This window comes from Butyrivibrio sp. Su6 (genome assembly GCF_900108105.1).
Lineage (GTDB): Bacteria > Bacillota > Clostridia > Lachnospirales > Lachnospiraceae > Butyrivibrio.
Map to the genome: position 1 here is coordinate 89,855 of NZ_FNUR01000003.1, position 16,619 is coordinate 106,473.

The following is a 16,619-nucleotide window of genomic DNA, read 5'->3' on the forward strand; positions in this document are numbered from 1 at the left end:
TATCTCTTCCTTTCTTCAAGAGTTTCTCTCGTAGTTGTCATAAAGCTGATCTACAAGTTTGTGAATATCATCTCTTCCAATCCCCTTACAGATAGCTCTTGCAAGTACGACCGCAAGTTCCGACTTGGCTTCACTAAGAGCCTGAAGCTTGTCAATATCAATAGCGATGATAGCTCCACGTCTCCTGTCAATCTTAACAAAGCCCTCCTGCTGAAGGATTGAATAAGCTTTGTTGACAGTGTGCATGTTGATACCGATTGTCTCAGCAAGCTGGCGCACACTTGGAAGCTGTTCTCCCTCGCGGAATTGAGACGTAGCTATACCTAATATGATCTGATTGCAAAGCTGCATATAGATTGCTTCACCACTATTAAAATCAATCTCTATGATCATAAACGCCTCCTAATCTGTGATATATTTAGTATAACACATGCTACAGATTAATCAAATCGAGACTTATCCGCAAGATGTAACAAGGTTTTTATAACAAATTTGGCAAATATTTGATATTCAAGATTTCATGTTTTATTCGTATAATAGTACCTATGAATAAAAATATGACTATTGGCATCCTGGCTCATGTGGATGCGGGAAAAACAACAATTTCAGAAGGTATTTTATATATTGCAGGTGCCCTGCGCAAAATGGGTAGAGTTGACCACAGGGACACCTTTCTTGATAACTATGATCTTGAGAGAGACCGCGGAATAACCATTTTCTCAAAGCAGGCGATTTTCGAGTACGACGGATATCATTTCACTCTTTTGGATACTCCCGGACATGCTGATTTTTCAGCTGAAATGGAGAGAACACTTTCCGTTCTTGATGCGGCTGTTCTTCTCATCAGCGCACCCGATGGCATAACAGGTCAGACAAGGACTTTGTGGAAGCTTCTTAAGCACTACCATGTACCAACTTTCATTTTCGTAAACAAAATGGACCAGTACCAGGGTGACAAAGAGGATTTGTTAAAAGAGATAAAGTCAAGCCTTAGCAGCAACTGCATTGATTTCAGTTCTGACTTTGCTTCTCCCGAATTTCAGGAAGAATTAGCTGTATGTGATGAGGAACTTCTGACCAGCTTTCTTGATGGAAAAGAGATAACAAATGATCAGATAAAAGAACTGATCTCAAAGAGAAAATGCTTTCCCTGTGCCTTTGGAAGTGCCCTGAAAATGGAAGGCATAGAGAGTTTTCTTTCTCTTGTTGCCTCTTTTGCCCCTGTTAAAAAATATGACGAAAATGGCGAATTTTCCGCAAAGGTCTTTAAAATAAGCAGAGACACAAATGGAAACAGGTTGACTCATATTAAGATCACCAGCGGATCCCTTGCTCCAAAAACTCTTCTTGGAGATGAAAAGATCGATCAGATCCGCTTCTACTCAGGAGAAAAGTATGACACTGCCACAAAGGCTGTCGCAGGTCAGATCTGCGCCGTAACAGGCTTATCTTCTGCTCTCCCCGGAGAGATGATAGGTTCATCCAAAGCCCTCTCAGCAGGCAGTATTATGCAACCCATCCTTTCCTGTTCAGTTCTTTTACCGGATGGCAAGGATCCAATCGCCTTTTACAAAGAGCTGAAGGTCTTGGAGGAAGAGGATCCGACTCTCCAGCTTAGTTTCAATAACAAAGCTCAGGTAATTGAGATCAAGGTAATGGGCGAAGTTCAGAAAGAGGTCCTAAAGCACATAGTAAAGCAGCGCTTTGGAACCGAAATAGACTTTGGCCCAGGTCACATTGTCTACAAAGAGACCATTGCAAATAAAGTTGAGGGTGTAGGTCACTTTGAACCTCTTCGCCACTACGCCGAAGTCCATCTCCTTCTTGAACCGGCAGCACCGGGAAGCGGCATTTCTTTTGCCACCAAATGCAGTACTGATAAGCTGTCTCTTAACTGGCAGAGGCTCGTACTTACTCACCTTCAGGAAAAGAAGCATCTCGGAGTCCTTACAGGGTCTGAGATCACTGACATTAAGATAACTCTAATCGCCGGAAAAGCTCATGAAAAGCACACCGAGGGCGGCGACTTCAGGCAAGCCACCTACAGAGCTGTAAGGCAGGGACTTATGAGTGCCAAGTCAGTTCTGCTTGAGCCTGTTTTGGATTACAGACTTGAGATCCCCGCAGATGCTGTAGGAAGAGCACTTACAGACATGCAGCGCATGAACGGAACTACTTCTCTTCCTGATATCATTGGTGAAAAAGCTCTTATCACAGGAACTGTTCCTGCTGCCTGTTTTCTCGACTATGCATCAGAGCTTTCATCCTATACAAGAGGCGAAGGTCAGATCTTTACAACCTTTAGGGGATACGAACCATGTCATAACGAAGAAGAAGTAATAGAAAGCTTTAGATATGACCCTGAGCTTGATCTGGACAATCCTTCATCTTCTGTATTTTGCTCTCACGGAAGTTCTTTAATAATCCCCTGGGATGAAGCTCCTGAAAAAATGCATGTAGATTCAGGTCTTTTCCCTAAAGAGAGAACTGCTGCTGTCATAGAAAAAGAGTTTGTGAAATATAAAAATTCTGAAGAAGAATTAAAAGCAATATTCGAAAGAACCTATGGAAAGATTGCTCCAAGGTACGTGGAAACTGCCGTCACCTATGATTCTTTAAACCAGGCTGATGCTCCTGAAAATGACAACAGAGACTACGATCTTGAAGCAGCCAAAAAGGAAAAGCACCAGAACACTGCTTCATCCATAAAAAATGAGCTAAATAAGGAATATCTTCTGGTTGATGGTTACAACATAATATATGCTTCACCTGAATTGTCAGACCTTGCAAAAACCGACTTAAAGGCTGCAAGAGATAAGCTTATCGATATTCTCATAAACTTTCAGGGATTCAGGCGTGAACAGGTGATTGTTGTGTTTGACGCCTACAAGGTCGCCGGAGGCAAAGAACATACAGAGGAAATGAGCGGGCTTTTGATTGTCTACACGAAGGAAGCAGAAACTGCGGATCAGTATATAGAAAAGGCAGCTCACGAAATAAGTAAAAAGTATAAAGTGACTGTTGCCACTTCTGATGCAATTGAGCAGGTGATCGTCCTTAGCAGCGGCGCCTATAGACTTTCTGCCAGAGACTTTTGGGATGAAATTAAAAGAACCAATATCCTCATCTCAGAGAGCATCGCATCGAAAACTTGGAAATAATATAGACTTTCACTAAAGCGCCAGTGAGAGTATTTTGTAATAAGCTTTGTGTTTATACCAAAATACTCTCACTTTTTATATGCGTAAGTAATTGGCTTCGTACGCCACCATTGACTGAACCTGAGGAAAACGCCCTGGTCTGCGAGCCGACGGTGAGGATGATGGGAACAGTAGTTAGATTCATGCACCGTCGTAACCAGCATTGTAGCGTTTTCCCCAGAACCCGTCAATGGCAGGCACCTGCGGTGTGGCTGGGGGAAGATGCCTCAGGATCCAATTCCGAGAACAGTAGGGGATGAAGGCGCCTCGGACTCTGAATTCAGTGGCAGCAGAAGCGGCTAGTTTCTAGGGAACATGGGCTCGCAGCTTTCGCATGCCGCATGTGAAAGCAGGGCTAAAAGGAGTTTATATGTGTACACTATACAAGTAGCAGTTTAGGGAGTCCGAAAGCGTTACCTTTGGGCATATAGCTTGTTTTTAATAGCTCAGCCACCTGCAATCAAACAAGTTTTGGGCTCATAGCCGGATATCAGGCTTGCAGCCACCCCTCGTCATAGCTTTTATCGCAGACGACTGGGCATATACGGTAACTATCCGTCCACAGCCACCCTTTTAACGGGTGGCCAGAGGCTTGAAATCAGGCTATATACCCATTTGAGCGCTCGTGAGGGTGGCTGGCCTCGCAAAAAGCTGCTATATGCCCAAAATAGTAAGAATCAGAGGTGGCTGGGAGCTTTACAAAGCGCTATATGCCCAGAATAACTATCTCCATTAAATATGGACTGTTATACGGACGGAATGATATGAATTGCATCTTCTCCTAGCTTTGGATTATCACAGTGAAATGGGTATATAGCTATACTTTTTAAGTTACCACATCCCTCGGCAGAATTTTTGGGAAGCGAAAATGGGCATATACGAGAAAAAATAGAACTACGCATCCATTGAATGAGTGATATGAGACGATCAACCACCTATAAAAGGATGTGTAAACTTCAAAAATGCCGTATATACCCAAAATCGCTAGTCAAAAGAATTGGCGAGTGGTGTGGTAATCATAAAAACATGAAATGTGCCCAAATCACGTTTTATTGCGGGTGGCCGAACTATTTAAAGCAAGCTATATGTCAAAACAACACTTTAACGCTTTGTATGCAGCATTCGAAAACCGCGTCCATGGAGCCTTGAAAGAAGCCACCCCTACTGTTCTCGGAATTGGATCCAGAGGCTATAAAACCAGCCACACCGAAGGTGCTTGCCATTGACGGGGGCTGAGGAAAACGCTACAATGCTGATTCCGACGGTGCGAGATAATCTACTGTTCCCATCATCCTCACCGTCGGCTCGCAGACCAGGGCGTTTTCCTCAGGCTCAGTCAATGGTGGCGTACGGAGCCAATTTCTTACGCATATACAAAAAGAGAGCATTTTGCTATAAGTAAAAACTCATGCAATAATACTCTCTCGTCTACCTGTAACTTAATGCACTGGCAAATCCTTTTATATCTTATTCTATTATTCTCCTATTATCGTTCGTATTTACACATCTGTTGCTACTACTGACATGTAGTATGAATAAAGATTCTTGTATGTAGTCTTGTCGTAGTGAAGACCATCTGGTGTGCTAAAGCCTGTCTGTGTAAGATATGAGTAGCTGTCGATCCACTTGATTCTTGGGTCAAGCTCGGCCTGCAGCTTGGCATTAAAGCTCTCAATCTGTGCATTGGACACTGAGTTGCAGTTGCCGACAGGTGTTACAGATGAATAATAAACTGTCACTCCTGCCGCATCCCAAACATCAATGTAGCTGTTCACAAGACTGATGTATTTAGACGCATTGGCCAGATCGTTAACACCAAAGTTAATGATCATAGTGGTCCCATTGCCGGCGTACTCCTGTATCTCTGAAAGAGCTGTGTTCTTAAACCAGCTGTATCCCTCACCAACCTTGGCAACATATGCCTTGTCGGTAGTTCCTACTGCATTCTCAAGCTGGACAGTTCTGGAATCACCAACGAAAAGATATGGGACACTTGGAAGTTCAGAAGTCACATAATCTCCGCTTATAAATCCTGCTCCATCGCCATAGGAAATCTCGTACCAGTTGTTGTCTGTTACTCCGATAACCTGAAGTTCACTTCCCCAGGTAATCCTTCCAAGCTTGTCATAATCTGTTCCAGCGCCGCTTCTGACATTAACCGTATCACTGGCATACATAACAAGGGGAGTTTCATAAGCTGTTACAGTATATGGCAGCACTTCCTCTATTACCTCTTCTGAAGAAGCTTCTGTAGCTGCTATCATATCCACTGTTTCTGTGACAGCCCCGTCACTCAGATCATCCTCTCCAAGTGCTTCATCAAGCTGGATATTTAAGACTTCACCTGCTACTAATGTGGTTTCATCTGAAGCAGCATTAGCCATAGCAATATGCTTGTCAGCAACAAGTCCTGCCAGCACAACTACTGAAAAAGCTGCAGCAAAAGAACCTAAAATTATTTGGTTTTTATTTGTTTTCTTTTTAAGCATGACACAAATTTTACAATAGTCGTAATAACTTGTCAAATTTCATTCACCTTTATACAGCTTCCATACCTTCCATCTGTGCAGTAAACAGATGATAGTAAGCTCCTTTGCGGGCCATCAGCTCATCGTGACTTCCACATTCAGTTATTCCACCGTTGTCTATATACATTATTTTATCACATTTGGTAATGGTAGACAGTCTATGAGCAATGATAAAACTCGTCCTGCCCTCTAGCATTGTATCAAGTCCCTTTTGAAGAGCTTTTTCTGTCTGAACGTCAATACTTGAAGTTGCTTCATCAAGTACCAGAATTGCTGGATCAGATAAAAGAGTTCTCGCAAAGGACAGAAGCTGCTTTTGCCCCTGAGAAAGAAGCGCGCCTCTTTCCTTAACTTCAGTGTTGTAGCCCTTAGGCATGACTTTTATAAAGTCGTGAGCACATACCGCCCTGCTGGCTCTTCTTATATCCGCCTCAGTTGCATCAAGTTTTCCATAGCGGATATTATCTCCAATTGTTCCGGAGAAAATAAAGCTGTCCTGAAGCATTATTCCCATCTGTGACCTCAGAGAATGAAGCGTCACCTTTGAAATATCCTGTCCATCAATAAGAATTCTTCCACTATCAACGTTATAAAATCTTGAAATAAGGCTTACAATAGTACTCTTTCCTGCTCCTGTAGGACCTACAAGAGCAATACTCTCTCCTGGTTTTACACTAAATGAAACATCATGCAGGATTTCTTTTCCCTTCTCATAGGAAAAAGAGACATGGTCAAAGGTCACTTCGCCGACCATCTTCTTCATCTCCACTGCATCAGGCGCATCATCTACAGTTACAGGCTCATCCATAGTCTCAAAAATTCTCTCTAGATAAGCCATGTTGTTGATGAAGTTATTAAATATATTTCCAAGGTTCATGATAGGCTGCCAAAATCTGGATGCATAGCTTGAGATAGCCACGATCACACCAAGGGACTCATTTCCCTTTGAAAAAACTACAAGTGCAAACATGAATATTGCAGCTCTGACAAGAACAGAGATAGTATCAATTCCCGGCCAGACCATTGTTGAATAGCTGACTGCCTTCATCCATGCCTTTCTGCAGTTGGAAGAAAGGACTTTGAATATCTCAGCATTCTCATCTTCTCTTGCAAAGATCTGTGTTATCCTTGCACCAACAATGTTCTCCTGAAGATAGGCGTTTAAATTGGAGTTCTTGTTTGATACTGCCTGCCAGGCTTTTCTCTGCTTGTTCTTTATCCAGAACATAAATACCATAAGAAATGGCACACCGGCCAGAACCACAAAGCTCAGCTTAACGTCCACTGCAAACATAAATATTACGATGAATACAAGGTTTAATATCTCAAGAACCACGTTGATAAGGCCGTTACTTAGCATATCTGAAACGGAATTTACGTAGTTTACTACTCTTACAAGGATCTTTCCGTGTGGTCTGTCATCGTAATACTGGAATGGCAGTTTCTGCAGGTGCTCAAATAGATCACTCCTTATCTGATAAATAATATTCTGGCTGACATTTACCATGATCCTTGAGCGGATTGTAGTAAATATCACGCTGCATACGTAAAATAGTGCCGCAGCGACAACCAGTTTGTAGAGAAGGCTCTCATCCCCACTTGGAATCGCCACATCCAAAGCCCTTTGCACGATCATGGGGCTCACAAGGGCTGCTGCTCCGCCAAGGGCAGAAAAAACAAGTGCCATCGCCATTTTTCCTGCATGCTTTTTTATATATCCTGAAGCCCTGAGAAGGTGCTTTATATCAAAGGGCTCTTCTAATATCTCATCTTCTTTATATGTATTTCGTCTCATGTACGTCTCTCCTGATTATATCTCCTGCCTATAGTTGCGGTATTACCTGTACTTTGAAAATTCATAGCATCTATAGAGTTTTGTAAGTGCATATATGTTTTTGCTGCCTTGAAAAACGTCAGCACTTAGCTTACGTTTTTTGTAAGCTTAGTACTGCTACGTTTTTCACGGAATGAAAATGTCAGCTAAAACAGATATGTGCGCATCAAAACGTTTAGCCTGCCTGCAGTTTCACAAGTTCTGCATAATATCCGCCAAGTTTGATAAGTTCCTCGTGAGTTCCACGCTCCGTTATCTCTCCATGCTGCATGATCAGTATCTGGTCTGCATCCTTGGTAGTTGATATACGCTGCGCAATGATGATCTTTGTGCACTCAAAATCAAGATTTCTTAGGCTCTCCTGAATCTCTTTTTCCGTCTCAAGGTCAACAGCTGAAGTTGTATCATCGAGAATAAGGATGGATGGCCTTACTGCCAGCGCTCTTGCAAGAGATATTCTCTGTTTCTGTCCGCCGGAAAGGCCAACACCTCTTTCACCTACTATAGTTTCGTAGCCTTCAGGCATCTTGGCGATAAAGTCGGAAGCCGCAGAATATTTGGCAAAACGAACAACCTCCTCACGACTTATTTCGCTGTCACCATAGGCAATATTTCCATCAATCGTGTCAGAATAAAGAAGTACATCCTGGGTAGCAAGACCTATGTTTTTCCTGAGCTGATTGAGTTTTAATTTATTGACATTTACGCCATCAATAAGGATTTCTCCGCTTGAAGGCTCATAGAATCTAGGGATCAGATGGATAAGAGAAGTCTTTCCGCATCCTGTCTCACCCATAATCGCAATTGTCTGTCCTTTTTTAGCAGTAAAAGAAATATGCTCAAGGACCGGGAGATCATTGTCTGCATAGTGAAAAGAAACATCTTTAAATTCTATGTTTCCTTCGAATCTTCCAGGCTTATCAACAGCGTCTTTAGCGTCAACGATCTCTGCCTCTGAGTAGTAGATCTCCATAACCTTTGCAGATGCTGCCGAGAATCTCTGGAATTCATTCATAACGTTTCCAAGCTGCCTCATAGGGTTGGCTATAGCCCAGATAAGGCCTGAAAATGCCACGTATTCGCCCATTGTCATATCGCCATGGATAAGGAAAAGACCTCCAACCAAAAGAAGTATTACCGCAAGGGCATTGGCAAGAGTTTCTACAAAAGGATAGAAACGAAGCCATATCATTGCTGTCTTTTTATTGGTATCTCTAAAATCAGAATTGCACTCATCAAATTTTTTTATCTCATAGGCTTCCCTTGCAAAAGCCTTAACCACTCTGTTTCCGGCTATATTCTCCTGCGCCACTGTGTTCATATATGCCAGTTTTTCACGAAGAAGCGCATGCATTGGCGCAACTAAAAGCTTAAATACATATATGATAAAGAAAATGAGCGGAGCCACGATCAAAAGGCTAAATGCCAGTCTCCAGTCCATGTAGATAAAGTAAATTGCAGTTGCTGTGACCAGAGAAAATGCTTCAACAACCATTCTGACTACCCACGCAACCATGTGCCTTACAGCATCAAGGTCTCCCGTAACTCTGGTCATCAGATCACCTGTACGATAGGTGTTGTAAAATTTCATGTCCTGTCTCTGAATCTTGTCATAGAGAAAATTCCTTACTTTAAAGAGAACCTGCTGCGATACAAACTCATATCCCATGCAGTCAAAATAGACTATGATGCACCTAAGTACAGTAAGGCTTATCATAAGAACAAGGAGCCTGATAAATTCATCCGGATGCCCCGTAAGATTTTCTTTTGCACCGGGGCCAGACAAAAATCTGTCCACAATTTGCGCAGAAAAAAATGGCACAGTCAGTTGCAACATATTGTAGACAACTGTGCCAATCACCGCCAGTACATATAAAGCTCTGTACCCTTCCATATTATCCCACAACCACTGAAGCCTCGTCCTGGGATACTTCCACCTCGAGTTTCGTTTTTTCATAATAACCACCCCATTAAATAAATAGTAATAATAAAAATAGTTTCTGCTAATCTTGATTGTATTCCACCCATACACCTAATTCAATCTAAAATAATCTGATTTCTTATCATTTTTTGCTTTGTTTTTATTCTTTTATCGCTTTGTTAATCAAATTATAAGAATTATCGTTATATAGCACATGATATAATTATAATCAGTAGATTTATGGAGGTTATTGCCTATGGATACGCGCTTTAGGAGACGTATAATTGCTTTTGCCTACATACTCATGATTCTATTGTTTATAGGACTTGGTTTTTGCTATTCAAACGAATCAAATAATTATTATAGAGAAAACTCTGTATCTCTTAATGACTATTGGAAAATTGATGGTAAATACATTACCTTTCCATTTAGCAGCGACGAAGCCTTTACGATCAACAACACCCTTCCCACAGTATATGGTGATCAGCTCCTTGTAATCCGGTGCTACTATAAATCTTTTTCCGTTTTCATCGATGGAACAGAAGTTTTAGAATCAAGAAACAACGTATTATTTGGTCATAGTACTGATGTTGGCAAAAAAGAGATCTGGATTCCGCTTGAATATGAATACACCGGAAAAAAAGTCGAAGTAAAGATTACTCCTCAAGAATCCCTTTATGGTGCAGAACTCACTGAAGCCTTTGTAACCACCAGATCCGCATACGTTATTGCCCAGTTAAGGAGCAACGTTCCCTCAGTTGTCCTGTTTATCCTTTTCACAGTTACCGGCTTTTTTGAGATGCTGGTATCAACTGTATTTATCCTAAAAAGAGCTAACCTTATCAGAAAGCTCTCATTTGAGGCCCTTTTCTATGCAGGAGCCTTTTCTATAGTTGCAGGGCAGTGGATCATAAACGAGACAAGGATCCCTTTCATTGCAGTTGGCTATATAACAGGCTTTTCAATCCTTACTATAGTCTCATTTTTGCTGATGCCTCTTTTGTTCTTTGAAATCGCAAGATGCATCTTCCTACGTGTAGCGCTGATCGATCATATAATTGATGGCGCTATTGCAATTGTTATCCTGATTGCCTGCACTTTAGCGTCATTCGACATCTTCGAGTGGGGATGGCTGGTCTATGTAGCGCATGTACTTGACATAGTTGTTATGGTCATGGTCGGCTACTACTCATATTCCAGTGTAAAAGAAGAAAAGAAGCTTTCAAGCAGAACAGGAATAGCTGTAGCTAATGGAATATTCATAATTCTGGCAGGATACTCACTTATTAAATACATCGACAATGTAGGCTATAACTACATCTTTTTCATAATAATAGCTCTTATGCTCTACATTATGGTGCAGGTTGGCCTCATTTACAGAAGAATAGGCCTTAACGTAAAGGAAGAAAAAGAATTTGCACAGGCCAAAATAGATGCCTATACAGATCAGCTTACAGGCATTGGTAACAGAAGGCATTTTTACGCACTTGCTGATGACTATGAAAAGAACCGTCTTCCAAATGATCTTACTTATATAGCCATAGACGTTAACAGGCTTAAATACTACAATGACACCTTAGGTCATGACGCCGGGGATGAGCTGTTAAAAGGAACTGCAACATGCCTTAAACTTGCATTTTCTTCATCCTCTACCAGCACCCTTTCAAGACTTGGCGGTGATGAATTTGCCATTTTGATAATCGCAAATAGGAATGAACTTGAAAAAAGAATCAGCTACTTAAGAACACAGCTTGAGCACTGGCATGGAGAATACGTTAAGGGAATCAGTGTCGCCCTTGGATATGCCACAGTCAGAGAAAATCCTCACTGTAACATAGAAGATCTCGCCAAGATTGCCGACAACAACATGTACGAGGATAAAAAAGCCTTCTACGAAAAGACAGGCTATGACAGGCGAGGCCAAAGCGACGTCAAAAACGATGTTTAAAGCCATATCCAGATGAATGTTAGAATTAATACAAAAAATCCCATCGGATAAACTCCGGTGGGATTTAATATACACAGCTGCTGACGGGAATCGAACCCGTGACCTCCGCACTACCAATGCGACGCACTACCGACTGTGCTACAACAGCTTGGGCAATTTAGCCACGAATGATATTATAGCAAGTGATAACCCTTAAGTCAATCACTCATCAAACATTAAATTATTGATCAAAAACTGATATACTTCCTGATTTTTTTCAAGCCAGTTTCTGCAGATGGCCTGAGCCATTTCCTCTGTAGGAACAGGAATCTGAATATCTATGAGAGTATGTCCGCTCTCTCTTGCAATAACGCGGGCTGTATACTCATTTTCACCTGTCTTCTGGTAATCTCCGATTATTGAGCCTTCACTTCTAAGCTTCATACTGTTGGCTTTTAAGTAATCATCGATCTGAGATTTGATAGAAGGATTGATCCTGTTTCCGAAAAACTTAAGGGCCTCTTCTCCCTCCTGCGTTATTTCAAGATAAGTTCTATTGGCAACAGTTTTTTCTTTGATAAGATCAGAGGAAGCCATCTCTGCAAAAACTTCCTGTAGAGTTAAGAATGTCGTATATTCTTTTTCCAGTATAAAATCATAAATCTGTGACTTGCTAAGAGGCACTTCGCACCTCTTTAACATGTACAGAACAATCATCTTGTATAAAGTAAGATACCTTGAGCTCACGCTCATACCTCCAAATTAAATAAGTTCTTTTACTGCTTTTGAAACAACTTCCGCACATCTCGGGTCAAATGCAGGAGGAAGTATATTTTCTTCGTTAAGTTCGCTATCAGGAACAAGACCTGCCAAAGCTTTTGCAGCTGCAAGCTTCATCTCATCAGTGATGCGCTTTGCGCCACCCTCAAGAGCGCCCTTAAAGATTCCTGGGAAAACAAGCACATTGTTTACCTGATTAGGGAAGTCACTTCTTCCTGTACCTATAACCCTTACTCCTGCTTCTCTGGCAAGGTCAGGCATGATCTCAGGAACAGGGTTTGCCATAGCAAACATTATAGCTCCATCATTCATTTCCTGTGCCATTTCTTTGGTAACAATCCCAGGTGCAGATACACCAACGAATATATCAGCTCCCTTTAAAGCATCAGCAAGCTTTCCTGTCTTCTGCTCAGGATTGGTAACATCCATCATCTTTTCCTGCATCCAGTTAAGATCTGCAGATGCCTTGGAAAGAATTCCTGACTTATCACACATTGTAACATTTTTAAATCCATAGGTAAGTAAAAGTTTTGTTATAGCAATTCCTGCGCTTCCTGCGCCGTTAACTACTACTTTGCATTCTTCTTTCTTTTTGCCTACTACTTTCAGGGCATTTATAATACCTGCAAGAACAACAATCGCTGTTCCATGCTGATCATCATGAAAAACAGGGATATCCAGCTTTTCTTTTAATCTCTCCTCTATTTCAAAGCATCTTGGTGCTGAAATATCTTCAAGATTTATTCCGCCAAAACCAGGTGCAAGATATGTAACTGCCTTAATGATTTCTTCTGTATCCTGAGTATCAAGGCAGATAGGAACAGCATTAACTCCGCCAAACTCTTTAAAAAGCACTGCCTTGCCTTCCATAACAGGCATTGCTGCATGAGGTCCAATATTACCAAGTCCCAAAACTGCGCTACCATCAGATACAACAGCAATTGTGTTTGACTTGATCGTGTATTTGTAAGCAAGGCTCTTGTCCTCAGCAATCAGCTTGCAAGGCTCTGCCACACCCGGTGTATAACATACAGCCAGATCTTCTTTTGAATTAACCTTGGCTTTGGAAACTATCTCAAGTTTTCCCTGCCATTTTTCATGCATCTCAAGTGCTTTTTCAGCGTTTGTCATAATAATGCTCCTCCTAAAACTTCTTTCCTATTATATCGTAAGCAAATGCGCATACTTCATCTCTTTTATCCGGGTCATCGATATATTTGAAAACAAAGTATAAATGTTTTGGTGAACCACTTGAAGTTTCAAGTCCAAGAGCAAGTCCAAGCGCCGCAATCTCTTCAGGGGCATCGACCTGCCTTGACAACATAAGAGCATCTATATAGCCATTTTGAACCATCTTGGTGTAGGCATAAGCAAAAGCAGCCGCCTGAAGGTTCTCGCCCTGTGTAGATGAATAACCGATCTCACTAAGGATAATAGATCTGACATCACCATTGGGGTTAAGCATGTTTGTTTTTTGCATGTAGTTAGTCAAAACCTCAATATTCTCCATAGTAATACAAGGTGTTGACTCAGTGTGGTTAACATATTTGGAAGTCTTCCAAAATGCGGTGTTGTCATTAGGGAACGAGTACGGATGCGCCGCAAGTCCCCAGTTGACATTTCCATAATCATTCATGGAAGAAGCAAAAATATCAAGGACATCCTTGGCATCATAATCACCGGTGCTCTCAGTATTATAGGTCCATCTCTGATCCAATGGAATATACACAAGGGCGCCAGCATTCTGACTCTTTATAGCATTGTAAAAAACTCTGAAAGCTCTTGTAAACGCCGTAGTGTAAGTATTCACATCTGTATAAGACATGTAGTTATATTCTCTTCTGGCATTGACCTCATTGGCAATGATCCACATGCTGACATTGCCGTGACCGGAACCGGAGTATCTGCCTGCAAGGAAACTTCCAATGGCAGCTAGTGCCTTTACACCGCTCTCATCGGCAGCATTGAACATATAGTACGGAGCCGTTGAGCCACTTCGCGCACTTGGATGCGTGATCTCAGGGTAAGCTGAAGTACTGGCGTCATTCAAGATGATGGCCGCTATATCTATGCCCATGGAATTGAGCTTTTTGAACAATGTATCATAGTCATTGATAATGCGGGCATTGAAGTGATATGTCACTCCGCCATATGAATAGGCAATTCCCCCTGACGTAGTAAGGATATGTGAAAGAGGAATATTATAAGCGCAATAATTAACTCCAAGGTCAGAGAGCTCATCAAGTCGAAGAGGATATGGCAAAATACCCTTTATAGAATCATGGTCCATGCTGTCATAATAGTATCCTGCACAATCCTCAGGATTGGTTATGTACTTGGCATGTGCCACCTGAACATACTGATCTTCCATCTTTACAGCAACTGCAAATTTGGAAAAGAGTCTTGTGTTAGAGAGACCTTTGTTAAGCTTTATGGTAAAAGAAGCGTCATCTCCCTTATAGATCTTGGAAAGAGGCTCTGCATCTGCAGCGATGCCATCCTCATAGGTCGCCATCTCAAAAAGGTAATAATACTTATCGTCACTGGCAGGAATGCCCTCAGAAGTAATGTTTACTTCAACATTGGATGTTCCGACAATCTGGCATTCAAGATTGCCAAATTCTGCAGCATCTTCAGCTGTAACTTCTACAGTTTTAGGTCTTTCAGAAAGGGCCTTTGACACTCTTTTTCCACCGTTTACGATCGTGTCAACAACGCTTTCCTGAACATACACGATCTCGCTGATGGATGTCTGTTCTATAGAAGCCTGATAAGGCGCTTCATCCTGCCCTTCATCAGACACTCTTCCGGTGCTGATAAACAGCCACATAGTCATGGCTACAATGAATAAAACCGCAACAACTACGCCTATTCCTGTAAGAATTATTAACTTTCTATTGTGACGGGCTTTTCTCCCTGTGCGAAGCCTGCGTTTCTTTTTATCCATGTAACCCCTTAGTTATCTTTATCTTCTCTGTTTTTGAGCTTTCTCATGTGATCTTTTATCTTGAGCTCATAGCCGTTTCCTGAAGGGCTGTAGAACTCCTTGCCATTAAGCTCATATGGCAAATACTGTTGTTTAACATAGTGATCAGGATAATCGTGGGCATATTTGTAACCAATACCGTGGCCCAGCTTGGATGCTGATTTATAATGTGCATCCTGAAGATGTGGTGGTATCGGAAGATTGCCTGTTTCTGTAACTGTACTCATTGCACTGTCTATTGCAACGATAGCTGAATTGCTCTTGGGCGCTGTAGCTATATAACTTGCAGCCTGGGCAAGTGTTATCCTCGCTTCCGGCATTCCAAGCCTCTCTACAGCAAGAGATGCCGCAACTGCCACTTGAAGTGCCTGAGGATCTGCATTTCCAACATCCTCAGAAGCACAGACCATCATACGTCTTACAATAAACTTGGGATCCTCTCCTGCATTCAACATTCGGGCAAGGTAGTAAACCGCCGCATCAGGATCTGAACCTCTCATGCTCTTGATAAAAGCGGAGATCGTATCATAGTGGTTGTCTCCATCCTTGTCATATCTGGCAACCTTTTTCTGGATACACTCCTCAGCAACCTCTTTAGTGATATGAATAAGTCCATCATCACTTCTCTCAGTCGTAAGGATTCCAAGTTCAAGAGCATTCAGAGCATGCCTTGCATCTCCATCAGCAAGATCTGCCAAAAAGTCAGCTGCATCAGGCTCCAAAACTGCCTTGTAGGAACCCATCCCACGCTCTTTGTCAGTAACAGCCCTACTCAGCAGCTCTTTTATATCATCTGGTCCAAGCGGCTTAAGCTCAAAGATAACAGACCTTGATATAAGAGCTCCGTTCACTTCAAAATAAGGGTTCTCAGTTGTAGCCCCAATAAGTATTACCGTTCCATCCTCAACAAATGGTAAAAGATAATCCTGCTGACCCTTATTAAATCTATGAATCTCATCTATAAAAAGAATTGTCTTTTTGCCATACATTCCAAGATTATCCTTGGCCTTTTGTACGACTTCCTCCATATCCTTTTTACCGGCTATGGTGGCATTTATCTGAGTAAACTCAGCCTTTGTGGTACCTGCTATGACCTTGGCAAGAGTAGTCTTTCCTGTTCCGGGCGGGCCATACAAAATGATAGAACTTAACTTATCTGCCAAAATCGCACGATAAAGAAGCTTGTCTTTTGCAATGATGTGCTGCTGACCCACTACTTCATCAAGGGTCCTCGGGCGCATCCTGGCGGCAAGCGGCGATTCCTTCTCATAGTTATTTTCTCTCATATATTCAAACAGATCCATAAATGCTTCGTTACTTTTCTTTATAATTGTAGACAGACTATATTATTCTACAATTTTTGCCCATAAAAATAAAGAGGATATATACACAAATTGCACAATCTTTTACAAGGTTTTCCACCAGTAGACGTAAAAGATTGTG

10 protein-coding genes and 1 tRNA gene are annotated in these 16,619 nt (G+C 41.8%); 2 read left to right on the forward strand and 9 right to left on the reverse strand.

Annotated features, from left to right (window positions below; all coding sequences use genetic code 11):
* Positions 1–15 precede the first annotated feature (15 nt).
* Entirely contained in the window at positions 16–393 is a 378-nt protein-coding gene (locus C4S54_RS04590; protein WP_022774989.1) for a GntR family transcriptional regulator, read from the reverse strand.
* A 152-nt stretch (positions 394–545) separates the two neighbouring features.
* On the opposite strand from C4S54_RS04590, the gene C4S54_RS04595 reads away from it, so the two are divergent.
* Positions 546–3,161, forward strand: a complete 2,616-nt coding sequence (locus C4S54_RS04595) for a translation factor GTPase family protein (RefSeq protein ID WP_103868489.1) — start codon at positions 546–548, stop codon at positions 3,159–3,161.
* A gap of 1,538 nt (positions 3,162–4,699) precedes the next feature.
* Here C4S54_RS04595 and C4S54_RS04600 read toward each other — a convergent pair.
* The 3 genes from C4S54_RS04600 to C4S54_RS04610 all read right to left on the reverse strand — a co-directional run bounded on the left by C4S54_RS04600 (position 4,700) and on the right by C4S54_RS04610 (position 9,519).
* Positions 4,700–5,725 carry an SH3 domain-containing protein gene (locus C4S54_RS04600; RefSeq protein WP_103868490.1) on the reverse strand — a complete coding sequence of 342 codons (1,026 nt, stop codon included), beginning with the start codon at positions 5,723–5,725 and terminating at the stop codon, positions 4,700–4,702.
* A gap of 13 nt (positions 5,726–5,738) precedes the next feature.
* Entirely contained in the window at positions 5,739–7,523 is a 1,785-nt protein-coding gene (locus tag C4S54_RS04605; protein WP_103868491.1) for an ABC transporter ATP-binding protein, read from the reverse strand.
* Positions 7,524–7,737: 214 nt separating this feature from the next.
* Positions 7,738–9,519: an ABC transporter ATP-binding protein gene (locus tag C4S54_RS04610; protein WP_103868492.1), complete on the reverse strand. Its 1,782-nt coding sequence runs from the start codon at positions 9,517–9,519 to the stop codon at positions 7,738–7,740.
* Between the two features lie 220 nt (positions 9,520–9,739).
* Between C4S54_RS04610 and C4S54_RS04615 the strand changes: the two genes are divergently transcribed.
* Positions 9,740–11,431: a sensor domain-containing diguanylate cyclase gene (locus tag C4S54_RS04615; protein WP_103868493.1), complete on the forward strand. Its 1,692-nt coding sequence runs from the start codon at positions 9,740–9,742 to the stop codon at positions 11,429–11,431.
* Positions 11,432–11,506: 75 nt separating this feature from the next.
* Here the strand turns inward: C4S54_RS04615 and C4S54_RS04620 are convergent.
* From C4S54_RS04620 to C4S54_RS04640, 5 genes are all read right to left on the reverse strand, one after another.
* Positions 11,507–11,579, reverse strand: a tRNA-Thr gene (locus C4S54_RS04620).
* A gap of 53 nt (positions 11,580–11,632) precedes the next feature.
* A complete protein-coding gene (locus C4S54_RS04625; protein ID WP_103868494.1) occupies positions 11,633–12,157 on the reverse strand; it encodes a DUF4364 family protein in 525 nt (174 codons plus the stop codon).
* A 15-nt stretch (positions 12,158–12,172) separates the two neighbouring features.
* Positions 12,173–13,321, reverse strand: coding sequence for an NAD(P)-dependent malic enzyme (locus C4S54_RS04630; protein WP_103868495.1), 1,149 nt, complete (start codon positions 13,319–13,321; stop codon positions 12,173–12,175).
* A gap of 13 nt (positions 13,322–13,334) precedes the next feature.
* Complete coding sequence (locus C4S54_RS04635; protein WP_103868496.1) at positions 13,335–15,137, reverse strand: DUF5722 domain-containing protein; 1,803 nt, start codon at positions 15,135–15,137, stop codon at positions 13,335–13,337.
* 8 nt (positions 15,138–15,145) lie between these two features.
* Complete coding sequence (locus C4S54_RS04640; RefSeq protein ID WP_103868497.1) at positions 15,146–16,480, reverse strand: replication-associated recombination protein A; 1,335 nt, start codon at positions 16,478–16,480, stop codon at positions 15,146–15,148.
* Positions 16,481–16,619 lie beyond the last annotated feature (139 nt).